20 protein-coding genes and 2 tRNA genes are annotated in these 25,807 nt (G+C 62.7%); 9 read left to right on the top strand and 13 right to left on the bottom strand.

Annotation, left to right across the window (positions count from 1 at the left end):
• Window positions 1–278 precede the first annotated feature (278 nt).
• The 3 genes from WDU96_RS03230 to WDU96_RS03220 all read left to right on the top strand — a co-directional run bounded on the left by WDU96_RS03230 (window position 279) and on the right by WDU96_RS03220 (window position 2,553).
• Window positions 279–881 carry a hypothetical protein gene (locus tag WDU96_RS03230; protein WP_337337044.1) on the top strand — a complete coding sequence of 201 codons (603 nt, stop codon included), beginning with the start codon at window positions 279–281 and terminating at the stop codon, window positions 879–881.
• Window positions 874–1,980, top strand: coding sequence for a tyrosine-type recombinase/integrase (locus tag WDU96_RS03225; protein ID WP_337337043.1), 1,107 nt, complete (start codon window positions 874–876; stop codon window positions 1,978–1,980). The genes WDU96_RS03230 and WDU96_RS03225 overlap by 8 nt, the downstream gene beginning before the upstream one ends.
• Before the next feature lie 117 nt (window positions 1,981–2,097).
• Window positions 2,098–2,553 (top strand): hypothetical protein, encoded by a 456-nt coding sequence (locus tag WDU96_RS03220; RefSeq protein WP_337337042.1) that lies wholly within the window; start codon window positions 2,098–2,100, stop codon window positions 2,551–2,553.
• Between the two features lie 199 nt (window positions 2,554–2,752).
• On the opposite strand, the gene WDU96_RS03215 is transcribed toward WDU96_RS03220, so the two are convergent.
• From WDU96_RS03215 to serS, 6 genes are all read right to left on the bottom strand, one after another.
• Window positions 2,753–2,844 (bottom strand) — tRNA-Ser (locus tag WDU96_RS03215).
• Window positions 2,845–2,934: 90 nt separating this feature from the next.
• On the bottom strand, window positions 2,935–4,242 hold the full coding sequence (locus WDU96_RS03210) for an LCP family protein (RefSeq protein ID WP_337337041.1): 1,308 nt from the start codon (window positions 4,240–4,242) through the stop codon (window positions 2,935–2,937).
• 6 nt (window positions 4,243–4,248) lie between these two features.
• Window positions 4,249–5,535 carry an LCP family protein gene (locus WDU96_RS03205; protein ID WP_337337040.1) on the bottom strand — a complete coding sequence of 429 codons (1,287 nt, stop codon included), beginning with the start codon at window positions 5,533–5,535 and terminating at the stop codon, window positions 4,249–4,251.
• Window positions 5,536–5,596: 61 nt separating this feature from the next.
• Window positions 5,597–5,681: transfer RNA gene (locus tag WDU96_RS03200), tRNA-Ser, on the bottom strand.
• 170 nt (window positions 5,682–5,851) lie between these two features.
• A complete protein-coding gene (locus tag WDU96_RS03195) occupies window positions 5,852–6,760 on the bottom strand; it encodes an HAD-IIB family hydrolase (protein ID WP_337337039.1) in 909 nt (302 codons plus the stop codon).
• Window positions 6,757–8,031, bottom strand: a complete 1,275-nt coding sequence (gene serS / locus WDU96_RS03190) for a serine--tRNA ligase (protein WP_337337038.1) — start codon at window positions 8,029–8,031, stop codon at window positions 6,757–6,759. Before serS ends, WDU96_RS03195 begins: the two co-directional genes overlap by 4 nt.
• Window positions 8,032–8,086: 55 nt before the next feature.
• Between serS and WDU96_RS03185 the strand changes: the two genes are divergently transcribed.
• The 3 genes from WDU96_RS03185 to WDU96_RS03175 all read left to right on the top strand — a co-directional run bounded on the left by WDU96_RS03185 (window position 8,087) and on the right by WDU96_RS03175 (window position 11,641).
• Window positions 8,087–9,076, top strand: a complete 990-nt coding sequence (locus WDU96_RS03185) for a diacylglycerol/lipid kinase family protein (protein WP_337337037.1) — start codon at window positions 8,087–8,089, stop codon at window positions 9,074–9,076.
• 55 nt (window positions 9,077–9,131) lie between these two features.
• Complete coding sequence (locus tag WDU96_RS03180; RefSeq protein WP_337337036.1) at window positions 9,132–10,505, top strand: cryptochrome/photolyase family protein; 1,374 nt, start codon at window positions 9,132–9,134, stop codon at window positions 10,503–10,505.
• 74 nt (window positions 10,506–10,579) lie between these two features.
• A complete protein-coding gene (locus WDU96_RS03175) occupies window positions 10,580–11,641 on the top strand; it encodes an LLM class flavin-dependent oxidoreductase (protein WP_337337035.1) in 1,062 nt (353 codons plus the stop codon).
• An 18-nt stretch (window positions 11,642–11,659) separates the two neighbouring features.
• Here WDU96_RS03175 and pheA read toward each other — a convergent pair whose 3' ends face one another.
• Window positions 11,660–12,619, bottom strand: a complete 960-nt coding sequence (pheA, locus tag WDU96_RS03170; RefSeq protein ID WP_337337034.1) for a prephenate dehydratase — start codon at window positions 12,617–12,619, stop codon at window positions 11,660–11,662.
• Between the two features lie 118 nt (window positions 12,620–12,737).
• On the opposite strand from pheA, the gene pgm reads away from it, so the two are divergent.
• Window positions 12,738–14,381 (top strand): phosphoglucomutase (alpha-D-glucose-1,6-bisphosphate-dependent), encoded by a 1,644-nt coding sequence (pgm, locus tag WDU96_RS03165; RefSeq protein WP_337337033.1) that lies wholly within the window; start codon window positions 12,738–12,740, stop codon window positions 14,379–14,381.
• A gap of 114 nt (window positions 14,382–14,495) precedes the next feature.
• Complete coding sequence (locus WDU96_RS03160) at window positions 14,496–16,274, top strand: ABC transporter ATP-binding protein (RefSeq protein ID WP_337337032.1); 1,779 nt, start codon at window positions 14,496–14,498, stop codon at window positions 16,272–16,274.
• Window positions 16,275–16,335: 61 nt separating this feature from the next.
• On the opposite strand, the gene WDU96_RS03155 is transcribed toward WDU96_RS03160, so the two are convergent.
• Entirely contained in the window at window positions 16,336–17,403 is a 1,068-nt protein-coding gene (locus WDU96_RS03155) for a LacI family DNA-binding transcriptional regulator (protein ID WP_337337031.1), read from the bottom strand.
• Window positions 17,404–17,611: 208 nt separating this feature from the next.
• Here WDU96_RS03155 and WDU96_RS03150 point away from each other — a divergent pair, with 208 nt between their 5' ends.
• On the top strand, window positions 17,612–19,234 hold the full coding sequence (locus tag WDU96_RS03150; protein WP_337337030.1) for a sulfatase family protein: 1,623 nt from the start codon (window positions 17,612–17,614) through the stop codon (window positions 19,232–19,234).
• 31 nt (window positions 19,235–19,265) lie between these two features.
• Here WDU96_RS03150 and WDU96_RS03145 read toward each other — a convergent pair whose 3' ends face one another.
• The 5 genes from WDU96_RS03145 to WDU96_RS03125 form a co-directional block, all read right to left on the bottom strand.
• The gene (locus tag WDU96_RS03145) at window positions 19,266–20,285 is read right to left on the bottom strand and encodes a hydroxyacid dehydrogenase (RefSeq protein ID WP_337337029.1); all 1,020 of its coding nucleotides are present in this window, start codon (window positions 20,283–20,285) and stop codon (window positions 19,266–19,268) included.
• Window positions 20,286–20,321: 36 nt separating this feature from the next.
• Entirely contained in the window at window positions 20,322–21,188 is an 867-nt protein-coding gene (locus WDU96_RS03140; RefSeq protein ID WP_337337028.1) for an ATP-binding cassette domain-containing protein, read from the bottom strand.
• Window positions 21,185–23,029 (bottom strand): dipeptide/oligopeptide/nickel ABC transporter permease/ATP-binding protein, encoded by a 1,845-nt coding sequence (locus tag WDU96_RS03135; RefSeq protein ID WP_337337027.1) that lies wholly within the window; start codon window positions 23,027–23,029, stop codon window positions 21,185–21,187. The genes WDU96_RS03140 and WDU96_RS03135 overlap by 4 nt, the downstream gene beginning before the upstream one ends.
• Complete coding sequence (locus WDU96_RS03130; protein ID WP_337337026.1) at window positions 23,026–23,967, bottom strand: ABC transporter permease; 942 nt, start codon at window positions 23,965–23,967, stop codon at window positions 23,026–23,028. Before WDU96_RS03130 ends, WDU96_RS03135 begins: the two co-directional genes overlap by 4 nt.
• Before the next feature lie 69 nt (window positions 23,968–24,036).
• Window positions 24,037–25,578, bottom strand: coding sequence for an ABC transporter substrate-binding protein (locus tag WDU96_RS03125; protein ID WP_337337025.1), 1,542 nt, complete (start codon window positions 25,576–25,578; stop codon window positions 24,037–24,039).
• Window positions 25,579–25,807: the final 229 nt, after the last annotated feature.

Genomic DNA, 25,807 nt, shown 5'->3' with positions numbered 1-25,807 from the left:
CTTGTAATGAACGTCGCGACCAAACTTGACGAACTTTGGACCCCCGCCGTTGCGCCGCCAAGTGCTGAGTCTGCTCAGCGGCACGTTCAGTTGCTCTGCCAGTTCTAGTGGCGTGAGCAAGGTGTGCGCCGGGTCTTCCGACTGGAACTGAAGGACTGTAACCACGATTCACCTCGACTTGTGTATGTAGAAGTACGTTATGCACGAGTGAAGCACTATCTGATACGCTTGGCAAGAGGCAAATGCGGAACCACCGCGCGGTTAGACAGAATGAGGAGGTGAAGGTCGACGTGAAAACTCTCGAAGGTCAAAAGATCACGGCTGAACAAGCCACTCAACCGGTCGGGTCCGCGCTACGCATTGCCCCCGAGTTCATTGCAAGAACAGTGGATGCTGAACTCGGCGTCGCGACAGCACTCACCGCGCGCTACATGCGCGATGAAGGTCGCTTCGTCATTCGCGAAGTGACGAACTCCGCGCTGCGGGATGATGTCGAGCTCAACTACCAAACAGTTTCCAAGGTGGGGATGCAGTCCATCGTTCAGACCGCAGCACTGCGGTGCGTCTTTCTGACTCTTGACGACGAAGCAGATCCCAGCGCGGTTTGGCTCAGCGTTGACAAACTGACCACCGCCAGGGGGCGAATCCTCCCTCCCGTGATCGCTGCCGAAGTCGTGCGCCGTGGTGTCGGCGAAGCGCGCATGGAAGCCATCGAACTGCTCTACGGCAGCGCCGCACTAGCGGGACTGCCGCCGGCGAAACTCATTCAGAAGGAACTGGGGATTCCCCACCGCACCGCATCTGCCTGGATCATCGACGCCCGTAAAGCAGGACGCCTTGAGGGAATGAACTACAACGCCGGTCGCCCGGCGAATGGGTAGCATCCACCCTTACAGCAGCGCGAAAGGGAAGCGGTACGAAGTCCGCTATCGCAAGCCCGATGGGATGCAGGGAGCCAAGCGCGGCTTTGTTCGCAAGCGGGATGCTGAAGTGTGGCTCGCGGAAATCGACACGTCGCGTGCCCGCGGAAACTTCGTTGATCCTCAAGCTGCGCGAGCGACGGTGAACATGCTCGGGCCGCTCTGGCTTGATGCCAAGCGCCAATCAATGAAACCCTCATCGTTCGCACCAGTTGAGACCGCGTGGCGATTGCGTGTGCAGCCGATGTGGGGCGGATGGGAAGTCTCAGATATTCGCCATACTGATGTTCGAGCATGGGTCGCTGAACTAACGAAGAGCACCGGGGCTACTGTCACGATCCGAACGTTCGGAGTGCTCGCCAGCATCTTGGATGACGCTGTCTATGACGGTCGCCTCACGGTAAACCCCGCACGCAAGGGGCGAATTGGCCTACCGAAGAAGACTCGTGGCAAGCACGGATATCTCACCCATGAGGAGGTGATTCGGCTCGCTCAGGCGGTGGGCGAGCGCAAGCTATTGGTCCTAGTTCTCGCCTACACCGGAATCCGATGGGGCGAAGCCACCGCGCTTCGAGTGATGGACATCGACTTCGCACGTGGTCGCATGCACATCACTCACAACGCGGTCGAAGTGCACGGAAAGATCCATGTCGGCACACCCAAGTCGCACTCCGCGCGCGTCGTTCCAGTTCCCGGGTTTCTGATCGACCAGCTGCGGCAGTCGACGAACGGCCGCGAACGCGAAGCACTGGTCTTCGCAGCACCCGATGGAGGATTCATTCGCCGAGCCCGTTCCGATGAGGGCTCTAAGTCGTGGTTCAAGTCCGCGCTCGCCCGCGCCGAACTTCCAAACATGACTACGCACGATCTCCGTCACACCGCAGCGTCGCTTGCTGTGCAGTCAGGCGCAAACGTGAAAACAGTGCAGCGGATGCTCGGGCACACGTCCGCTGCGATGACGCTCGACGTCTACTCAGACTTGTTCGATGAAGACCTCAATTCCGTATCCGACCGCTTGGATGCTGGGGCGCTCAGCGCAGGAGTGGACCGACTGTTCTAGCCAAGTTTCTCTAGTCGGAGCTTTTGTACACATCGCGCCACCCCACGAGTGTCCTGCCAGCGCTCGATATGATCACAACGGACCACGGGGTTGGTCCTGCGTAAGTTGGGGGAACAAATGACCGTCACCACGACAAGAGCACAGTTCAAGGCATGCCTTGCCAATGATGCCGCGCGCGCACGCATCGGAATCAATCTGACAGACGCACAAGCGCTCGGCATCCTTTCAAGTGATGCGTCGACAGACCAGTGGTACGACTGGTGGTCGCGACGACCCCGAACTGTGCAGGCTTCGCCCGCCCCAACTTCTAGCGCGCGAAGCGCACAAATCCGTCAGCTATTGCCGCAGGAAGCCCCCGAACCGACCACACCGGCGAACCCCCGGCTCCGACGGTCCATCTGGCTCTGGGTCACCATAGTGACGACCTCGCTACTTCTCCTACTGATCCTGGCCGCCGGAGACACAGGTTTCGGGGTCGTGGATGTTCTGTTCCTGCTGGGGTTTTGGAACATCGTTGTAGTCGCCCTAGTAGCCAGCATTCGATACCTCATCAAAGCAACCATGGGTCGATAACTGCTGGCCAACTCATCGCGATTGAACGTGACGTCACGACCGGCGTCGCGGGGGTGTGAGCCCTGAGCTCGCGTGTGCTCCACCACCTCTGTGAGCGCGATTTCGCAAAGTGTTCGCAATTTGTTCGCAAAATCGGATTCTATGAAATAGCTATGGCCCGCGATCCCAGTGTTTACAAGGGAATGCGGGCCATATTAGCTGGCGGAGACGGAGGGATTTGAACCCTCGGTCCCCTTGCGAGGACTCCACCTTAGCAGGGTGGTGCACTAGGCCGAACTATGCGACGTCTCCAGGCAATGACTTCGAAAAGCACAATGCGCTTGTCAATTGTAACTGCTCATCGGCATGCCGACGAACTCACACCCTCGGGCCGAGTGCAGGTCACCCTTCGGGCTGAGTACAGGTCACTTCGGCTGCAGTTGTGCCCGTAATCTCCGACGGAAGATCAACACGTTCTTCTGCGGTCGACGTCTCGGCGGGCGCTGGGGTCTCAGTCTCCCCTTCAGCGGCCGACTCAGTCGCCTCCGCGGTCGGGGTCGGGGTAGCCGTAGCCTTCTCGGCTTCACCGGTCACCTCAACGCCATACCCCGCGCTTGCCTCACCCGTCAGATTGAGAGCCTGGTTTTCGGCGAGAGCGGTGAACAGCACATCCGCCGCTTCTGTCACCGGGTACACATGGCTTGCGTCCGCGCCGGTGCCGTAATAGGTCGGATACTGCACGAACACGATGTCTTCGTACTCGACGTCTTTCACTGCCATGGCGATCTGCACCATCAGCGTCGGATTCGTAAGCGACTGGCTCAGCACCAACTGCCCCTCCGTCACCTGACTGACCGCGGTGTTGGCCAAGTTCAACAGGGTTCCCGGGCTCGCGAGCACCGACTCAGACTGCAACTTGCGCACCATCGATGACATGAACTGCTGCTGGTTTGAGATGCGTCCAAGGTCTGAACCGTCGCCGATCCCGTGGCGAATTCGCAAGAACTGCAACGCTTCCGCACCGATCAACGTGTGATTGCCCTCCGCCAGCGTGAGGCCGGTGTGGCTGTCGCTGATGTCGCCAGAGACACACACATCCACGCCGCCGATGGCGTCTGACATGTTGATCACCCCGGTCCACCGAATGGCGGCGGCGAACTGGATGTCAACACCCGTGAGTTCTTCAACGGTCGACACTGTGCACGGCAACCCGCCATACATATACGAAACGTTGATCATCTGCGCGCTCATCGCAGAGTATTCGCCACCGTCACCGTCAGAACATGACGGAATCGGCACGACCATGTCGCGTGGGATCGACACGACCGTAACCCGGCGCGGTTCGTCGCTGATGTTCACCAGCATGGTGACGTCGTTGCGCTCACCACCATCATCCTCCGCGCATCGCGGGAAGAGCTCCAGATCTTGCCCCTCGCACGAGTCGGTGCCGACGAGCAGCAGATTCACGCCGCCTTCGATGGCTCCCAAGGAAGGCGGAATGGTCTCGTCACCGTCAAGCGCGACAGCCGCTGAACCAATCGCGTTGGCGGTATCCCACACTGCGTATGCGGCGACACCGGTCGCGCTCACGCCGATCACCGCGATCGCGACCGCAAACATTGCGATGAATTGAAAGAAGGGATGCCGCTGCTTGACGTCGGCGTGGCGAGCGATAGTCTCGCGCCCGGCACTTCTGAACTGGTCGGTCATATCTTGCTACCAGTTCACATTTCCGTTTGAGCAGGTCGCATCCGCCGCCGTGGAACCGGTGATCGACGACGGCAACTCCACCGCGGTCTCAGTGGGCGCAGGCGTCGCCGCGGGCGTCTCTGTGGTCGAGTCATCAGGCTCGGCAGCCTCGTCGACGACATCGTCCGATCCCTCATCTTCGAGCACGACACCGCCGTTCGTTGCCACGTCACCCGTGATCACGATGGGCTCGTTGGCATCAAGCGCGGCCCAGAGCACGGCTGCTGAAGCCTCGTCAGGCACGACGCGGTTCGGGTCATCGGGGTCTTCCAACACCGGGTACTGCACAAAAGAGATCTCGTCGAACGGAACATCCTTCACCGCGAGCGCAATCTGCACGAGAGTGACCGGGTTGGTGAGAGAGCTGCTGGGCGTGATGTTCTCGACCGTCGTGGTTGCCAGCTTGTAGAGCAGCGCGGGGTTCGACAGCACATCTTCGCTCATGAGTTTGTTCGCGAGGCGCGACATGTACTGCTGCTGATTAGATATGCGACCCAGATCGCTGCCGTCGCCAACACCGTGACGCGTGCGCAAGAACTGAAGAGCGTCAATTCCGCTGATGGTGCGATTGCCGGCAGGCCAGTTGATGCCGGTGTATGGATCGCTGATGCCCGAGGCAAGACACACCTCGACGCCACCGATCGCGTCGGTGATCTCGATGACACCACCCCAGGTGATCTTCGCCGCGAACGGGATGTTCTGACCGCTGAGCTGCGACACTGTTTTCGCCACACATGACAGCCCGCCAAAGCTGTATGCCGCATTGATCGGCTGCTTCCACATCGCAGAAGTCGTCACGCCGTCTTCATCGGTGCACTCAGGAATCGACAGCATCAGGTCGCGAGGAAAAGAGATAACCGTCACGCGGCGAGGTTCATCTGAAATATGAACGAGCAGGTTGACGTCATTCAATTCGCCGCCAGCATCTTCACCGGTGCAGCGCTCACCGAAGTAGTCCGCATACTCGGGTTCGCATGCATCGGTGCCAGCCAGAAACAGGTTGACGCCGCCTTCAATTGCGCCGAGGTCGGGCGGCACCGCCTCTTGGCCCTCGAGTTCAACTGAGTTCTGAGCGACCTCGACCGCGATGTCGGTCACGGCATACGCTGCGACTCCAGCGCCAGACACGAGTGCGACGGCGGTGACAATCCCCAGCACTTTCAACACGAGCGATGCCGGGTGAGGGGAACGAAGCTCTCCGTGCCGGGCAACTGTGCGACGGCCACGCGGTGCGCGCTGAGACGTCTTTGCCACTCGATGTCCTCTCGGGGAATGCTTCGTTCTCTGATTCTCCCCCGACACACCTTATTTCTTGCGGAGGGTGTGGGATTCGAACCCACGGGACATTTCTGCCCACTGGTTTTCAAGACCAGGTCCATCGGCCGCTCGGACAACCCTCCCGACGACATGCCACGAATGACATTTCATCGAACAATCGTCGAGTCTAGCCGACAGCCGCGGCGAACTTATTCTTCCAGCGGTGCCTGTGCACGCCCTGAGGGCACGTCGAGATTCCGCCGTACGCCCGCGACGCTTGAAAATTCGGGCGAGAACCCAATCCCGATCAGGTTCAGAGACTTCGCAAAATTGCTGCGACGCCACCTTCTTCGACCGAAAGCGTCATCTCGCCGGCAGCATCCAACACCTCTTGCGGAGCCTGCCTCATCGCCACAGCGCGACCTCCGTTTTGCAGCGCCCAACGGAACATGCCGAGATCATTGCGGCCGTCACCGATGACCATCACGTGATCGGGAGCGATGCCCAGTTCAGTGCGAACCAGCTCCAGACCCGTGCCCTTGTCGATGTCTTTCGGCGCGATGTCGAGCCACGCAGTGAACCCCACGGCATATGACACATGATGCAGGCCGATGCTCTCGACGATTGCTGAAAAATCCTTCTCGTGTTGATCTGGTGCCACGACCACGACGCGGCAGACATGATCAGTTGCGAGCTCTTCGAACAGCACTTTTTCAGTGCGCTCCAGCTTCCAATCCGGCAGGAAGTCGGTGTAGCGCCGCGCCCCGTCAGCCAGCTCGACCAGGTAGTGGGCATCGGGCAACTGCGCACGCAGCAGCTGCAACACGTCAGTGGCATCGAAGGTTTCAACCTTGAAGCGTTCGTACTCAAGCGGTTCAATCGAAACTCGCTTGAGCACCACGGCGCCGTTTGAGCAGACCACGAACTCTGGGGCAATCTGCAGCAACGCGAGCACATCGACGGTGCCCTCCCAGCTGCGACCCGTGGCGACCATGACTTCGTGACCCGCCTCGCGAGCCTCGGCAACGGCGTCGAACACTCCGGAACTGAGCGTCTCATCTTCGAGAAGAACCGTGCCGTCAAGGTCCAAGGCAATGAGCAGCGGCATAGCCGCCACCCGCGGGTCTTCGGCGTCGTGCGCTGCCTGCTCCACCTTTTCGGCGGCTTCAGCCGGCGCAGCTACCTCGACTTCGCCGATCGGGGGCAGCTGAGCGTGGCTCACTCGACGGGCTCCATGACTTCGAGTCCGCCAAGGAAGGGCCGCAGCACTTCGGGCACCAACACCGATCCATCGGCGCGCTGGTGGGTTTCGAGCAGTGCGACGATCCAGCGCGTCGTTGCCAGAGTTCCATTGAGCGTTGCAACGGGCTGCGTCTTTCCGCCTTGCTCAGCCGACAGCCTGTGACGAATATCGAGGCGCCGAGCCTGGAACGTCGTGCAGTTCGACGTCGACGTCAGCTCGCGGTACGCGCCCTGCGTAGGCACCCAGGCTTCAATGTCGTACTTGCGCGCGGCGCTCGAGCCCAAATCGCCCGCGGCGACGTCAATCACGCGGTATGAAAGACCCAGGTCTTGCAGCATCCGCTCTTGCATACCCACCAGGCGCAGGTGCTCAGCCTCAGCGTCTTCGGGCGCCGTATAGACGAACATCTCGAGCTTGTTGAACTGGTGCACGCGGATGATGCCGCGCGTGTCTTTGCCGTACGACCCAGCCTCGCGGCGATAACAGGTCGACCAACCGGCGTAACGCTTGGCACCCTTGCCGAGATCAAGGATCTCGTCCATGTGATAGCCCGCCATCGGCACTTCACTCGTGCCAACGAGGTATAGATCGTCGTCTTGCAGGTGGTAGACCTCTGCGGCGTGCTGACCGAGAAAGCCAGTGCCGCGCATCACTTCGGGCCGCACCAGCGTGGGCGGAACGAGCGGCACGAAATTCTCTTGCAGCGCGCGATCGAGCGCGAGATTCATCAGGGCGATCTCGAGGCGCGCGCCGACTCCCTTCAAGAAGTAGAAGCGGCTCCCCGAAACCTTGGTGCCACGCTCCATGTCAATCGCATCGAGCATCTCGCCGAGCTCGAGGTGATCACGCGGCTCAAAATCGAACGTGGGCTCGTCGCCGTGCGTGCGCAGCGTCACGAAGTCGGCTTCGCCACCGGCGGGAACGCCGTCAAGCACAATGTTCTCGATCTTCGCCAGCGCGACCTGTGAGGCCTCTTCGGCGGCAGCGACCGCGTGCTGCGCCGCCTTCACACGCTCGCTGAGATCTTTCGCCTGCGCAACCAGCGCGGCTTTCTCTTCTTTCGGCGCCTGCGCTACTTTCTTGCCCGCCAGATTCTGCTCAGCACGCAGCTCTTCAAAGGCGGTGATAGCTGCGCGGCGTTCGCTGTCTGCGGCGAGCGCCTCGTCGACAGCGTCCACCGACTCCCCGCGCGCGGCTTGCGAGCGCTTGACCAGCTCAGGATTTTCGCGGAGAAGTACGGGATCAATCACGGCACAAGTCTAGTCAGCGGCACGGAAGCAGCATCCAGCCCGATATTGTTGGCCCATGACACAGGCTTCCGGCGAATCAAAGCGGGCGGCGCTTATCTACAATCCGACCAAAGTGGACGAAAAAAAACTGCGTGCCACCGTGGTTGATGAAGCAGCCAAAGCTGGTTGGCAAGAGCCACTCTTCTTTGAGACCCAGGTCGATGACCTCGGCGACGGTGTCACGCGCGAAGCGCTCGAGCAGCACGTAGACGTCGTTCTCGTCGCCGGCGGCGACGGCACGGTGCGCGCCGTGTCAGAAGCCATGAGTGGCAGCGGCGTGCCCCTGTCGATCATTCCCAGCGGCACCGGCAACCTGCTCGCACGCAATCTGAAGCTTCCGCTCTCTTCCCCCATGCTGATGGTGCGCGCGGCGTTCACCGGCGACGTCAGCGCGATCGACGTCGGCTGGGCGGAACTCGTGCGAGCCGACGGGCAGAAAGACAAGCACGCGTTCGTCGTGATGGGCGGCATGGGTCTCGACGCCGCGATGATCGCCAATACCAACGCGCAACTCAAAAAGAGCGTCGGCTGGGTGGCATATGTCGACGGAGCTGCCCGCTCTTTGCCCAGCGCGAAGCCATTCCGAGTCTCGTACCAACTGCCGGGGGCACGGTTGCACTCTTCAAAAGTGCAAAGCGTGCTCTTCGCCAACTGCGGCCAGCTGCCGGCGGGACTCGACCTGATTCCCGAAGCGTCTGTCACTGACGGTGCACTCGACGTCGTCGTCTTCCAGCCCAAGGGCCCACTCGGATGGTTGCTGGTGTGGCGCCGGGTGGCGTGGGACAACAGCGTGCTGCAGCGATTCCGCGCGGGACGACAGGTGCTTGCATTGCGCACCAAAAACAGCGCGGTGCGTTATTCGCGCGGTTCGGGTATCGACGTCGGCGCCGATCGAGCGCACCCCGTTCAACTCGACGGTGACGAATTCGGCGAAGCCTCACGCGTGTCGGTGAGCATCGACGCAGGCTCGCTGCTGCTGTCGGTGCCGCGGGGCCACAAGATCTGACACGCGACCACGCATGCACGGCCCCGAGCCGGTCACGTCGAGGCACAATTGCTGCATGAGCGGGCAACAGAGCACTGCGGCATCCACCTCGATCGTCTGGTTTCGCGACGACCTGCGCCTAGCCGATAACCCTGCCCTCCACGCGGCGCTCGAACGCGGCGGGCCGGTTCTGTGCCTCTTCGTTCTCGACGAGCAATCACCCGGCGTGCGCCCCCTGGGCGGCGCTGCAAAGTGGTGGCTGCATCACTCGCTCGCTTCCCTCGGCGAGCGTTTGCGCGAACGCGGAGCACAGCTCGTGTTGCGGCGAGGGCCCGCAGAAAAAGTGGTGCAGCAAACAGTTCAGGATGCTGATGCCTCAGCGATCTTCTGGAACCGGCGCTACGCGGGCCCCGAACGCGAAATCGACACCGCGCTGAAACAGGAGCTGCGCGCGCGGGGGGTCGAGGTGGCGTCGTTTGCCGCTTCGCTGCTGTTCGAACCGTGGACGGTGAGAACCGGTGCGGGCACGCCCTATTCGGTGTTCACGCCGTTCTGGCGCGCCTGCCAGTCGCTGCCTGCACCCCGCGAGCCGCTCGCGGAGCCCACCGAAATCAGGGGTGCGAAGCACCGCGTTGCGTCTGACGCCCTCGACGATTGGCGCCTTCTGCCCCATACCCCCGACTGGGCGGGAGGGCTTCGCGAGACGTGGCAACCGGGCGAGCCCGCAGCCCGTGAACGGCTGGAACAGTTCTTGACGAATGATCTCGCCGACTACGATCGCGCCCGCGATGAACCGGCAGCGGGCGCGACCTCACTGCTCTCGCCGCGCCTGCGATGGGGCGAACTGAGCCCCCACACCGTGTGGCACGAAACGCTCGCGGTTGCGGAGCCCGCAGCATCCACTCATCGGTTCTTGTCTGAACTCGGCTGGCGCGAGTTCGCGTGGCACACCCTTTTTCACTCCCCCGATCTCGCAAATCAGAACTGGCGCCGCGAGTTCGATGCGTTTCCGTGGCCGCCGCTCGATGAGCAAGCGCTCAGCGCGTGGCAGCACGGACGAACCGGAGTTGCACTCGTCGACGCCGGAATGCGCGAGCTCTGGCACACCGGCACCATGCACAACCGTGTGCGCATGGTGGTCGCGTCGCTGCTCACCAAGAATCTGCTCATCGACTGGCGACACGGCGAACAGTGGTTCTGGGACACCCTTGTCGACGCCGATGCCGCAAGCAACCCCTTCAACTGGCAGTGGGTTGCGGGCTCAGGCGCTGATGCGGCGCCCTACTTTCGCATCTTCAACCCCGAGTTGCAGGCAAAGAAGTTCGACCCGCACGGTGAGTACATCAGTCGGTGGACGGCCGGGCAGCTGGCGAGCGCGCCGATCGTTGACCTGCGTGCTTCACGCGGGGCGGCGCTCAATGCCTACGACGTGGTGAAGCGCTCGAAGTGACGCTGCGGCCGCGGTGGGTGGGGAATTTGCTGGGCGTGGAATACTTCGGATGCTTCACCGTGTTGTGACTGACGATGACTACCGCACCAGCCCCCGCCCTGTCCGTGCTTGATCTCGTGCCGGTGCGCACCGGTCAGACCAGCGCACAGGCAGTCGCCGCGTCGCTTGCTCTCGCCGCGCGCGCCGACCATCTCGGCTTTCGCCGTTACTGGTTCGCCGAGCACCACAATATGCCCGCGGTGGCCTCGACGACCCCGCCCGTTCTCGTCGCTGCTACGGCTGCGCGCACGGTGCGCATTCGCGTTGGGTCGGGCGGAGTCATGTTGCCCAATCACTCTCCGCTGGTGGTCGCCGAACAGTTCGCCGCTCTTGAAGCACTTGCCCCGGGCCGCATCGATCTTGGTCTCGGCCGGGCACCTGGCAGCGACCCGGTGATCACTCAATTGCTGCGTCAAAGCGGCACCACGAGCGATGTCGATCGCTTTCCCGATCACATCACCGACATTCGCTCGCTCGTATCGCCCGATGGCGCCAGTGTTCGCTACGCGTCGGGCGGCACCTACGAAGTCACCGCCACCCCTCGTGCCACGACGATGCCCCAGGTATGGCTGCTTGGCTCGAGCGACTATTCGGCCCAGCTGGCGGCAGCGCACGGGCTTCCCTACGTCTTCGCCAACCACTTCTCGGGCCAGGGCCTTGAGCGCGCGCTCGACCTGTACCGAACTAAGTATCAGCCGAGCGAGGAAAACCCCGAACCGCGCACCTTTTTGACTGTCAACGCCGTTGCCGCCCCCACCCACGAAGAAGCCGAAGCACGCACGCTCCCCAATCTGCGCACCATGATTCGACTGCGCACCAACCGCCCGCTCATCGCGCAAGAAACGGTGGAGCAGTCGCTCGCCGGCGCAAGCGACTTCGACTCGATGGGCGACACGATGGGTCAGGCCGCACGCGCCGGATGGTTCATCGGCACCGGCGAAAGTGTCGCGTCATCGCTGGCGGAGTTCGCGGGCAAGTGGGGAGTCGATGAAGTGATGATCTCACCGATCGCGGGTGCCTATGAAAGCGAAGCGCTCGATACAAGCCCCGGCCGCTCTCAGACTCTTGAGCTGATCGCGACGGCGCAGGCAAGCTAAGCGCAGGCGCGCACGAGGTCAGGCCTCGGGTTCTCCGCTGATAAGTGCGCGTAGCCAGTCACGGGCCTCGGCAAACACGTCATTCGAGTACCGCTCGGGGTAGTGCACAACCGCGTGGTCAGCGCGGGGGTATGAGCCCAAGAAAATAACCTTCGGGCTGAAGCGCCTCAGCCCCAGCAAGGCATCCGCCATACGCTCGTCTTCAATATGGCCATCGGCATCGATGACGAACCGGTATCGGCCGAGCGCATCGCCAATCGGGCGCGAAGCGAGCAGGCTCAGGTTGATGCCGCGCGTTGCGAACTGCTCGAGCATCTCAAGCAGAGCACCGGGATGGTCTTCTGGCAGTTCGACGATAAGCGATGTCTTGTCGGCGCCGGTCGGGCTCGGTGGCGCGACCGTGCGCGCCACGAGCACGAAACGAGTCACGGCGTCGGCGTTGTCACCGATCTTCGATGCAAGAAGCTCAAGTTCATGATGCTCAAGAACGCCGGGCGGTGAGATCGCAGCATCTGCATCACTCGTTCCTTCGAGCATTCCCATCGCACTCGCAACGTTGCTGGCTGCGGGAACATGTGCGTGCGCGGGCAGCGTCGACGAGAGCCACTGCAAGCACTGCGCGTAGGCGACGGGATGCGCCGAGATCAACGCGACGTCTTCAAGCTTTGCGCCGGGGCGCCCCACCAGCACGAACTCGACCGGCACGAGATACTCGCCGATGATGCGCAGTCCGGGCATCGTGGCGAGCGCGTCCTGCGCGGTCGAAACCCCGCCGTCTACCGAGTTCTCGATTGCGATGACCGCCGCGTGCGAGCGACCCGAGACGACGTCGGCGAGCGCCTCGCCAACGTTGTGCACTGACCGCCACTCTTGACCGCGAGCCTCAGGCACCTGCGCAAGCGCTGCCTCGGTGAAGGTGCCGACCGGTCCCAGAAAGCTGTAGGTGCGGCGCGCGGAGGATTCTGGCTCGAAAGTCACGAGGATCAGCCTAGCCGCGCGCGCATTTTCCAACGATCACGATCGGTTTCAGCAGTGAACCGCGTGTGAAGTCGACACGAACGAGACAGATTGGGCTCGGCACAGGCAGACTGTTCTCATGAGCCGCGCAGGACAGCCAGCCGAAGCATCCGACCTCATCGACATCGACGAGGTCATCTCCGCCTACTACGACGTAAAACCCGACCCGAGCATCGCCGCGCAACGCGTGGCGTTCGGCACGAGCGGCCACCGCGGCTCGTCGTTGCTCGCGAGTTTCAACGAGGTGCATATTCTCGCCACGACTCAGGCGATCGTCGACTACCGACGAGCACAGGGCATCGAAGGTCCGCTGTTTCTCGGGCGCGACACGCACGGGCTCTCGCTCCCCGCCGAACGCAGCGCGATCGAGGTGTTGGTGGCGAACGGTGTCGACGTGCGTGTGGACTCCCGTGATGCGTGGGTACCGACTCCCGCGCTGAGTCACGCGATTCTCGCCTACAACAAGGGACGGGATGCTGCCGACCCCGGCCGCGCTGACGGCATCGTCGTCACCCCGAGCCACAACCCCCCGCGTGATGGCGGCTTCAAATACAACCCTCCGCACGGCGGGCCAGCCGACACCGACGCCACCGGGTGGATCGCCGACCGCGCCAACGCGCTGATCGAAGCGAATCTGGAGGGCCTGCAGCGAACACTTCACAAAGACATCAACGAAGACACTCTCGGCGAGTATGACTTTCGCGATGCCTATGTTCGCGACCTCGAGAACATCATCGACATGGCAGCGATCAAGTCATCAGGGGTGCGCATCGGCGCCGATCCTCTCGGCGGTGCCTCGGTGGAGTACTGGGCGCTGATCTCAGAGATCTATGACATCGACCTCACGGTCGTGAACCCCGATGTTGACCCCACCTGGCGCTTCATGACGCTCGACTGGGACGAGAAGATTCGCATGGATCCTTCTTCGCCCAACGCCATGGCCTCACTCGTGCAGAAGCGCAGCGAGTACGACATTCTGACCGGCAACGATGCCGACGCCGACCGCCACGGAATCGTGACGCCCGACGCCGGGCTGATGAACCCCAACCACTTTCTTGCGGTGGCGATCGACTATCTGTTCTCGCACCGCCCGAACTGGCCCGAAGGCGCGGCGGTGGGCAAGACGCTCGTTTCGTCGATGATCATCGACCGAGTCGCTGAATCGCTTGGCCGCACCCTGCTTGAAGTTCCGGTCGGGTTCAAGTGGTTCGTCCCCGGTTTGCTTGACGGCTCCGTCGCATTCGGCGGCGAAGAGTCAGCGGGCGCCTCGTTCCTGCGCTTCGATGGTTCGGTGTGGACCACCGACAAAGACGGTCTGTTGCTGTGCCTGCTCGCGGCCGAGATCCTGGCAGTGACAGGCAAGACTCCGTCGCAGCGGTATTCCGAGCTTGAGGCTGAGTTTGGTGCGTCGGCGTATCAGCGAGTGGATGCGGCAGCATCCCCCGCTCAAAAGGCGACTCTCGGCAAGCTCTCACCCGACGCCGTCACCGCCACCGAGCTGGCCGGTGAGCCGATCACCGCCAAGCTCTCGCACGCGCCAGGAAACGACGCCGCAATCGGCGGCGTCAAAGTGCAGACCGAGCACGCGTGGTTCGCCGCTCGGCCCTCGGGAACCGAAGACGTCTACAAGCTGTACGCAGAGTCGCTTCGGGGCCCGGAGCACCTCGCGCAGGTGCAAGAGGAAGCTCGCGCAGTTGTAGCTGCCGCTCTCGGCGACGCCTAACAGGAGGCGCAGAGCGCTCTCACCGAACTCACCCGACGCGAGATCGCCGGAGTGATTGCGTGCGAGATGGCGGCGCGAGCCCTTCATCGCGGCAATCACTACAATGAGAGCATCATGGCGCAGAAAGCGTTTACCAATACCATCCGAGTCGTCGAGGGACCTCGTCCTGCCCGGTCGATCCTTCGTCTCCTAGCCCGGCGCCCCGGACGAATGACCGTGGCGATACTCGCGTTCGCCGCGAAGGAAATCCCCGTGTGGTTTCTGCCAGTGGTGACCGCCGAGATCATCGATATCGTCGCCAGCGGAGGCGATGTGACGACGGTGCTCGTGTGGTTCAGCGTGGCACTGGTTCTGTTGCTGCAGAACTACCCGAACCACATCGTTTACACCCGCAACTTCATGACCGTGGTCCGCGACACCGGTGCAGACTTGCGCAATGCGCTAGCCGAGCGGCTGCAAGCACTGTCCATCGGCTACCACACGCGAGTGAGTGCGGCGATTGTGCAGACGAAGGTCGTGCGCGACGTCGAGAACGTCGAGCTCATGCTGCAGCAACTGACGCACCCGCTGCTGTCTTCTACGATGGTGCTCACCGGCGCCATCACGATGACAGCGATCGCCGTGCCGCAGTTCCTGCCCGTCTATGCGCTGGCCGTGCCAATCGCTCTCGGACTGCGCTGGGCCCTCAGCCGACGCTCCCGCACCCGTAACGAGGTGTTCCGGCGCGAAGTTGAGGGCTTCGCCGCCCGTGTGGGAGAGATGGCATCCCTCATCCCCGTCACCCGCGCCCACGGGCTGGAGCAGACGGCGGTATCCCGGGTCGCCGACGGTGCCGACGGCGTTCGACGTGCGGGCTTGCACTTGGACATGCTCAACGGTCACGTCGCATCCATCTCATGGGTCACCATGCAGATCCTCGGGTTCGGCACTCTCGTGTTGGCCGCGATCTTCGCCCTGACCGGCGTGCTACCGATCACCCCGGGTGAGGTAGTGCTGCTGTCTACCTACTTCGCGCTGCTGACCCAGGGGCTTACCCAGCTGCTGATGCTCATCCCGGTTGGCGCGCGCGGGATGGAATCGATGCGGTCAATCGCCGAGGTGCTGCAAGAGCCCGACCTGGAGCAGAACGCTGGCAAGCGCGACGTCGACGCTGTCGAAGGCCATATAGATCTGAGGCACGTCAGCCAACGGTATGACGGAGCTGACCGCGACGCGGTGCACGACATCAACCTCGACATCTCACCCGGTGAGACAGTCGCATTCGTGGGGTCGTCCGGGTCGGGCAAGTCCACCATGCTCAACCTCGTGCTGGGCTTCGTGCGCCCTACTTCAGGCCAGATTCTGCTCGACGGCGACGACATGCAGCAGCTCGATCTGCGCACGGTGCGTCGATACGTGTCGGTCGTGCCTCAGGAGTCCGTGATGTTCGAGGGAACGATCCGCGACAACATCGCGTACGGGCTTGAAGACATCAATGACGATCGTCTGCGCGGCGCGCTACGAGACGCCAACGCCGCAGAGTTCGTCGATGCGCTCCCAGACGGATGGCAGACGGTAGTCGGTGAGCGGGGCTCTCGCCTGTCGGGTGGTCAACGCCAACGGCTTGCGATCGCCCGCGCGCTCGTACGCGACCCCCGAATCTTGCTGCTCGACGAGGCGACGAGCGCGCTCGATCCCGAGTCTGAAGAACTCGTCAAAGAAGCACTCAACCGCCTGATGAAAGGGCGCACCACCCTGGTCGTCGCCCACAGGCTCTCGACGATCCGTCAGGCCGATCGCATCGTCGTACTCGAGCACGGTGAGATCGTCGAGGTTGGATCACACGATGAGCTGCTCACACTAAATGGGCGGTACGCACACCTGCACGCGACGCAGTCAGGCTTCAACCCCTAGTTCGGAGTGCTCCGCTCACCGCCGACGAACGACAGTTCTAGCCGCATGTCGCGTCTAGCGGCTAGGAACTGAACGGCCCGCCGGGCGCGTGACCGGTCGACCCCCGGACGATGAGCTCCGTCGTTAGGGCGGGCATGTCTTCGCTTACTGCGTCGTCTTCCGACGACACCGCCGCGAGAACTCCCACCACTGCGCGCTGCCCCATCTCGACGAGGGGCGCTCGCACCGTGGTCAGGGCCGGCGAAATAAGTTCGCTTCCGAAAATATCGTCAAAGCCGGCCACGCTTAGTTCATCCGGAACCACCACCGCAGCCTCTGCTGCGGCCTGCATCAGCCCCATCGCCATCAAGTCGTTGAACGCGACGACTGCGGTCGCACGGGAGGCGATGACGCGGCGGAGCGCTTCTCGTCCGCCTGAGAGTGTAGGGGAGGCAGGCCCGATCTCGACCGCAGCGATGCCGAGCGCTTCGGCGGCTTCGAGGATGATGGTCCAGCGGCGCTCGCTCATCCACGATGTGACGGGCCCGCTGAGATATGCGATTGATCGATGACCCATTTCGTAGAGATGTGACACAAGCGCTTGCGTGCCGCGCTCGACGCCTGGGACGACCGCAGTCACGCCGACGACCTCGCGATTGACGACGACCAGCGGCTTTCGTGAGGCGATCTCGGCGATGCGCTCGGGCGACAGTCGCGTCGTCGCCAGAACGATCCCGTCGACGCTCGGCATTATCTGCTCGATGACATCGGCTTCGGCGTCGCCCGATTCCTGAGACTCTGCGATGACGAGAGCGTACCCGGCACCGGTGGCTGCGAGCTCGGCCCCCCGGACCAATCGGAAGAACAGCGGGTTCGTGATGTCTGCAACGATCAGCGCCAGGGTGTGCGTGCGGCCCGTCGGCAGAGCCCGCGCCATGGGGTTCACGCGAAAATTGAGCTGCGCCGCGGCAGCCCGAATCTTTGCCTCGGTTTTCGCACTCACGCGACCTGGTTTGCCGAGCGCGCGGGACACCGTCGAGGGATTGACCCCCGTCAGCTCCGCGATGTCGTAGATGGTCGGGGCGCCTCCGGGCGAGCGACGACGCGTGGGAACGCTGCGCTGGGGTTCGGCATCGGAATCGTCGCTCATTGGGTTGCCCTCTCCGTCGCGGAATACTCCTGCAACTGTGATCTGACCAAAGTCAGCAACACCGCAATCCTAGGCCCAAGCGCGGGGTATCCCCTATCTATGGCAACCGATTGTCATAGCACCGTCTCATCGAATAGCGTAGGAGTGCTGAACGAGCGCAGCGCAACCCACGACCGGTTGCCATCCCTACAGCCTCAAGGAGACGACAATGGCCCGTCCGAACTTCCTGTTCATCTCGACCCACGACATCAACCCACATCTTGGGTGCTACGCCGGTGTGTGGCCGGGGGCAGAAGAAGCCGTCACCCCACGGCTCGACGCTCTAGCAGCAGAAGGGGTGCGATTCGACTCCGCGCTAGCCGCTGCTCCCGTGTGCGCCCCCGCCCGATCAGCCATCTTCACCGGTGTCTATCCCACGGCGGCCGGGACTATGCACATGCGTGCGAACGCGGTACCCCCGCCCGAGGTTCAACTCGTGCCCGAGATTCTGCGCCGCGCAGGCTACTTCGCCACGAACAACTGGTTCACCGACTTCCAGTTCGATGTTCCTCCCACCGCGTTCGACTATTGCGGCGACAACGCTCATTGGCGAGACCGGCCCGATCCGCAGACGCCGTTCTTCGCGGCGTTCCACAGCCTGATCACCCACGAGTCGAAGCTGTACGAGGACGGGGCGCGGCTCGTAGACGTCCTGTCGCAGGTTGCACCCGACGCTCGTCGTGATGCGGCAGAGGTGACCCTGCCGCCGTACTATCCCGATCTTCCCGAGTTCCGCACTGCCTGGGCGAACTACCTCAACCTGATATCAGCGATGGATCAGTGGGTCGGCCGCCTGGTCGATGATCTTGCTGCGGACGGACTCTCAGAGAACACCGTGGTCATTTTCTGGAGCGATCACGGAATCGGAATGCCCGGAGGAAAGCGCTGGGCTGCTGAGGCGGGGCTTCGCGTTCCCCTGATCGTCCGCTGGCCGGCCGCGATCGCCGGTGGCCAGGTACGCACCGACGTGGTCGAGACGATGGATCTCGCCGCGACGATTCTGGAAATCGCTGGAGTCAAGGTGCCCGAGAACATGGACAGCGCGCCCCTGATCTCATCGGCCGGCGCGGCGCTGGTGTCGGACGGGCTCGCTTTCGGCGCCCGCGACCGCATGATGGACGACGAGGACACCTCTCGCACGGTGCGGGACGACCGGTATCGCTACATCCGCCACATGCACCCCGATCGCTCACCGATGCAGTTCGGCAAGTACCCGGACCAGTTCCCGCCGACCCAGCGTCTGCGGATGATGAAGTATGCCGAGGCGCGACAAGTTGCCGACGGCGAATTGCCGAGCCTGCTGACCGAACCGCAACGCCGTCTGGTCGCAACGACGAAGGAGCCCGAGGAGTTCTACGACCTCGTGAACGATCCGCACCAGACTACGAACCTCATCGCCGACCCCACGGTGACCGACCATGTCTCGCGCCTGCGCGAGCAACTCGACCAATGGATGCGCGGCACCGGCGACCTTGGCCTGAAAGACGAACTGGACCTCATCCGTGCGTGGAGCCCCGGAGGCGTGCGCCCTCAGACCGACACCCCCGAGGTCGAGATGCAAGAGGGGATGCTTCGCGCAACCTCGACAACCGAGGGAGCATCCATCGGGTGGACCAAGAACGAGCCAGATCTGCGCCCGCCGCAACAGTTCGAAGCCCGACTGGGCAGGCGGATCCAACTGGACCTGCCCTGGAACGTCTACACCGACCCGATCCCGCAAGACGACGGGCCCGTGTGGTTTCGAGCATGGCGGCTCGGCTTCGAGCCCAGCGAGACGGTCCGCATCGGCTGATGAGGTGAGGGGAGTGAGCACATCGCTCCCCTCATGCTCTCGAGCGAGCCTCTTCCTCTGTGACCGCGTACAGAAGCGGCACTCCTGATCTGTGCCGCTCGAACTCTTCGAGGACGAGCTCGCCGAGACGCCAACGCTCCCGTCCCTGAGATCCGGAGGAGTGGCTCGTGAGAAACGCATTCGGCAGGCGGCGCAGCGGCGATGAGGTGGGAACGGGTTCGTCGGTGGTGACATCGAGCAGCGCCGTGATGTCGGGGCGCTTGCCGAGCACTTCGATCAGTGCCGGCTCATCGATCACCGCACCCCTCGATGTGTTGATGAGCACAGCCCCCGGTTTGAGGGATGAGAGCAATTTTTCGCCGATGGCTCCTCGGGTTTCCGGCAAGAGCGGCATGTGACAGCTCACGACGTCACATGCCGCGAAGGCTTGTTCCAGAGAGATGGGGGTAACTCCAAGAGTGCGAGCCGTCTCTGTGCGGAGGAACGGATCGTAGGCAAACACGTCCAGATCGAACGGAGCCAACCTCTCCGCGACCAGCCGGCCAATCGCACCCAAGGACAGCAATGCCACCGATCGCCGATACACACCGGGGATATCTGCACGAGAGGGCGCTTCAAGCTGATCTGGGTCAGCCATTTCACGTGCAACGCGATGAGCATGTTTCAAGCTCAGCACGATTTGCGCCACCGAGAACTCTGCAACAGGTAGGGCGTTCGCGGCAGCCGCAGAGACAATCGGGATCCGACGCCGCCAGAAGGCCAGCGACACGGTCGCCCGAATGGACCCTGCCGCCATCAGAACAAGCTTCAACGACGGGGCATGCTGAAGTAGGCGCTCGTCGAGCTCTGGGGCGCCCCATCCAAGAAACAGGTACTCCACTGCGTCGAGCACACCAATATCCTCGAGGAGTTCTTCCCGGGTCATTGGCGCGCGCGCCCACCGCACCTGATCGCCGAGCGCGGCAAGCACGTGCTCGGGATAGACCTCCGCACGGCGCGCTTCTTCCATCACCACGAGAGCGATCGGACGCTGACTGCTGGCGTGTGGCACTCTCGAGTCTCCTAGGGGTCGGCGCGCTACGGAGCGTCAGTCAATGGAACGGGACTCGCCAGCGAGTGCCAGGTACCGCGCGCGGCGCTCTTGCTGTCGATCGGGGTCGGCCACTGGCGAGGCCAGTAGCAGTTTTCGACTGTAGGCCTCGCCAGGATTCTGCGTCACCTGGGCGGCAGTCCCCTCTTCGACAATCGATCCCTTCAGCATCACTGCGACTCGATGACTGAGGTGCGCCACCACGTCGAGATCGTGCGAGATGAAGAGATACGACACCCCGGTGTCGCGCTGAATCTGAAGGAATAGATCGAGCACGCGAGCCTGGGTCGACAGGTCGAGAGCGCTGACCGGTTCGTCGCACACGATCAGGCGCGGCGACATCACGAGCGCTCTTGCGATCGCGATGCGCTGTCGTTGACCACCGCTGAACTCGCGGGGTCGTCGCCCAGCGGTGTCGCTTGGCATACCGACGTGGTCTAGCACCTCACGCACGCGCTGACGCGACTCCCGCTTACCCATCCCCTGCACCATGAGCGGTTCGATGAGAATCTGCTCAATGTTCAGCGACGGATTCAACGACGTGTAGGGGTCTTGGAACACGACTTGGATGTCTTTGCTCAGGCTGCGCCGCTGCCGCCGCGTCGCGGTGGTGATGTCGTTGCCCTCGAAGACGATCCGACCCTCTGTCACGGGAACGAGTCCGAGAACGGCTCGCCCGAGCGTCGTCTTGCCGGACCCCGACTCTCCCACCAGGCCGAGCGTCTCGCCCTGTCGGATCTGCAGGGAGATGTCAGAGATCGCTTTGAAGGGTTTGTCGAAGATGTGCTTTCGCGGGTATTCGACACCCACGCTCTCGATGCGTAGGAGTTCATCCTGGAACTGCCCGGCTGCGTCGCGGCTCATCGCCCTGCCTCTCTTTCGGGTGACCCCGGGTCGTCTGAGAGCAGCAACGTCATCGGCGGCTTGCCCTCCAAGACGGAGCTGAGGAGCTCACGGGTATACCCCTCTTTCGGTGCCGTCAGCACGGCACGCACGTCGCCGTGCTCGACCACCGCTCCCGACTTCATGACCACCACTCGGTCGCAGATGTCGGCGACCACACCGAAGTTGTGCGTCACCAGCAGAACACCCATATTCAACTCTTCTCGCAGATCGCGAAGGAGCGCCAGCACGTCCGCCTGGACGGTGACGTCGAGTGCTGTCGTGGGCTCGTCGGCGATCAAGAGGTCCGGCTTGCAACTGACTGCCCCGGCGATCAGCACACGCTGCGCCATACCACCTGAAATCTCGAACGGGTAGGCCGCCATCGTGCGCTTGGGGTCACGGATCCCCACCGTGGCAAGCAATTCGAGCGCGCGTTTCTTCGCTTCGGCACGGGAGATTCCCAGCACCTTGACCATCGGACGGATCAGCTGGTGTCCGACCGTGAAGTTCGGGTCGAGGTTGCTCATTGGCTCCTGCGGCACGTAGGCGATGCGTGAGCCGCGATACGAGTCGATACGCGTGGTCTTAGAGCGCTCGCTGGTCGCATCCACCAGGTACTGCCCTGCGAAGCGCACGAACCCGTGATCGATTGCCGCCCCGTCGGGCAACAGCCCGAGAATCGCAAATGCGGACTGAGACTTGCCGGAGCCCGACTCCCCAACGATTCCCACCACTTCGCCGCGATCGACATGACACGAGAAGTCCTGCACCACCGTCTTTTGCGCACCCGAGGGCTCGGTGTACGAGATCCGAAGGCCCGAAACTTCGAGCAGATGATTGCCCGCACTTTCCCGGGGCACTTCGGAGGCTTCAGGCACAGATTCCGCTGCGCGCGCGATCGTCTTGGCTCGTTCCGCCTGCTTTCGCGTTCGAGCACTCGCTGTCGGCGCATCTTCAAGAGCATCGCGGATCGCGCTGCCCAGAACGATGAATGATCCAACCGTGAGAGAGATGATAAGCCCGGGCCAGAAGGCTAGGAGGGGCGCTGTGTAGATGTTCAGGAAGCCCTCACTGAGCATCGCTCCCCATGTCGGCACAGCGGGCTCACCCAGCCCCAGAAACTCCAGGCCCGCCTGAATCGAGATCGCGACACCGCACAAGAGCGCAACCTGAATCACGAGCGGTGCCCGCACGGCAAACAACACGTGCCGTCCCACGATGCTCAGATCCCCCACGCCGGCGACGCGTGCGGCATCGACGTAAAGCTCGTTGCGTACGGCTCTCACCGTGGTTCGGGTCAGGCGGAAGAGCCCCGCAGACATCAGAATTCCGAACACCGTCATCGAGATCCACACCGACTTGCCGAGCGACGCACTTGCCGCCAGGAGCACGATGATGGCGGGCAACGACATCAGCACGTTGGTTGACCAGCTCGCGATCGAGTCGAACCATCCTCCGAAGTATCCGGCGCTGAGACCCGTCGGCAGGGCAATGAGCACCGCGACGCTTGCGGCGAGAGCGGCAGCGAGCAGCGTGCTCTGTGCGCCGATCATCAACCGACTCAAGATGTCGCGGCCAGCGCTATCCGTCCCGAGCAGATGCTCTGCACTCGGCCCTTGGAACGCGCTACTCAGCTCAGAGAAGTTCGGGTCATACGGGCTTATCCACGGCGCCAGAATCGCGGCGAGGATGACGAGCAAGAGGAATCCTGAGGCGAACGCCCCCAGCGGGTTGCGGAGAACTCTGCGTACAGTGCCCCCGCGCGGTGCTCGAGGAGGGCCCACCGGACGATCGAACGAAACTTCATCTGGGACGGTCATGCGACACGCGCCTTCGGGTTGAGCCAGCCGACTAAGAGGTCGACGAGCAAGTTCACAATGATGACGACCAGCACCACATACACGATCACTCCCATCAGCAGTGGCATGTCGCCGATGACCGATGCTTGAAGAGCGAGGAAGCCTACGCCAGGGAGCGCGAAGATCTGCTCGATCACGACTGCTCCGCTCAACATGTTGATGAAGTGCAGAGACAAGATCGTGAGTCCGGCCGGGGCCGAGGCACGAAGCACGTGGCGGTAGAGCACCTCGCGGTTTGACAGCCCGCGGCTTCGCAACGTCCGGACCCAGTCCATACTGAGCATCGAGATCATCGAGCTGCGGATCTGCTGCGCGGTAGAAGCTATCGCGCTGATCGCGAGAGCCGCGACGGGCAAGGTCAGAGAGTAGGCCCATGGGCCTAGGCCTTCAGCGATGGGCTCGTATCCGATCGCCGGGAACCAGCCGAGCTGAAGCGCGAAGATGGTCACGAGCGCGATGGCCATCACGAACTGCGGCACCGCATCGCCCGCGACTGATATGCCCTGCAGGGTGCGGTCAATCGCGCCCCGCTTCACGGCTGCAGTTACGCCTACAAGCACCGACAGGATCGCCGTGACCAGCGTCGTGAGGACGACGAGCGACAACGTCACCGGAAGGCGAAGCAAGATGCTGTCTAGTACCGGCTGACTGGTGAACCACGACACTCCGAAGTCGCCGGTCAGCGCGCCGCCGAGCCAGTCGAAGTAACGCGAGACGATCGGCTGGTCTAGACCGAGCTCAGTAGTCTTCTGCGCCACTTGTTCCTCGGTGGCGACCTCGCCGAGGATGTTCCTCGCGACATTCTGCGACGAGTAATAGAGCAGAAAGAAGGCAAGGGTAGATACGACGAACAGCACGGCCACGCCGGATGCCAGTCGTCGAACAAAAAAGAGGATCATGATTGCCGATCTGACTCGGGGTGACGGGCGGCCGCGTACCTTCGCTGACCGCCCGCCACGCGCGAGGTGCTAGCTAGCGGGAGTGTAGTAGTAAATGGACGGCACTGCTTGCGAGACCTGCGTCTCGACGTCGGTGCCGCTGTCAGTTACGTACACGAGAGAGGGCCGATAGAAGGGTGCGAACCATGCATCCTCCGTCATCACCGCGTTCATCTCCTGCTGGGCGGCTTCTGACTCAGCCTCGGTACCGAACTGCATCGCTTCCAGTGCCTCGTCCAGACGCGGGTCAGTGTTGTGGAACGGGTTGTACACCGCGTCAGGCGTGAACAGCTGGTTGGCCATGATCCAGGTCGGCCCCTGCGCGTTGGGCTTCACCGAAGCGACATAGTCACCGGACGAGACGACGGTGATGCCCTCGCTGCCGGGACGCTCGTTCCACGTGACATTGATTCCGATGTCGCCGAGGTACTGGCTGACCGCTGCTTCGAAAGCAGGGTCCACCAGCACGGCGGGAATCTCGAAGTCGAATCCGTCCTCGTAGCCGGCCTCGGCCATGAGCTCTCGCGCCTTCTCGGGGTCGTAGGCATAGTAGTCCTCGTACTCGGGAACGAATGCCGGCGAGCTTTCAGGGAAGATCTGAGAGGTGGCCGATCCGAGGCCAGCTTCGATCTGAGCAATCATCTCGTCGCGGTCGATCGCATAGTTGATCGCTTGGCGCACGCGAACATCGCCGAGCGGCTCGAGCACCGTGCCGTCACGGTCGAGCAGCATGATGCCACCGAAGTTGACTTCTGACAGGTGGTCAACGAGACCGCCCTGGACCGCCTGCTGCTGCGCCTTCGGCGTCAGCAGGCCTGCGTCGATCTGACCGGCGAGCAGCGCGTTCAGTCGCGCAGTCGCATCGGGAATCACACTGAGGATGAGTTCGTCATAGTGCTGCAGCGACGGGTCCCAATAGTCTTCGTTCGCTGTGAAGGTGTACTGCGAACCCGGCACCGAGGCATCGACGTCCATGATGTACGGACCGCTGCCTACCGGCTGGGTGTCGATCTTGCCGGCCTCGATCGCGGTCGGGCTGCCGATGAAGCTGGCCTGGACCGAGAGGTTGAAAAGCAGGCCGGGATCCGGCTCGCTGAGTGTGATGACGACGGTCGTCTCGTCGGGTGCAGATATCTCGCTGACCAACCCCATCGTCGACGCTGCGGGGCCGTTGCCTGCCTTCAACCGATCGAGGTTGAACTTCACGGCCTCGGCATCCAGTCGGGTGCCATCGGTGAAGTCGACGTCGTCACGGATCGTGAGCGTGAGCTCGGTTGAGTCGTCGTTGTACGACCAGTCGGTGGCGAGCATCGGAACGATCGTGCCGTCCGGCTCCTGCCGCAGGAGCGAGTCGTACTCCGGCTGGAAGAACTGCCGGTGATGCGCGAAGTGAGCCTGTGCCGGATCGAACGAGCTGACTTCGAGCACCGTCGCGATGGTGATTGAATCCGCACGATCGGACGATGCAGCTTCTTCGTTTGCCTCACCGCTGCTGGACGCGCATCCCGCCAACGCGAGTGCAGTCGCCACGGCGACGCTCGCCGCCAGTGTTTTTCTTACAGGGAACTTCATCGTTGCCTCCTCAGGTGCGCGGCGCCATGCCGCGGGTTGTACTGCGCTTGTGACGCTCGGGTCACGAACATACTCCGAAAAGTTGTTGTGCAACCGATTGTCATGCAAACATTGAAACGAGTCAACCCCAGTGGCATAACGATCACGTCACCTCGCTCCGCGAGTGCCACACTGGACGTTGACGCACCCCGGTGGCACCGAAGCCGCCGGACGGCTCCTCGCGAAAGGT

The organism is Microbacterium marmarense (genome assembly GCF_037204165.1).
GTDB classification, from domain to species: domain Bacteria; phylum Actinomycetota; class Actinomycetes; order Actinomycetales; family Microbacteriaceae; genus Microbacterium; species Microbacterium marmarense.
The sequence above is the reverse complement of the archived record's forward strand: the minus strand, read 5'-3'. Positions and strand labels throughout refer to the sequence as shown.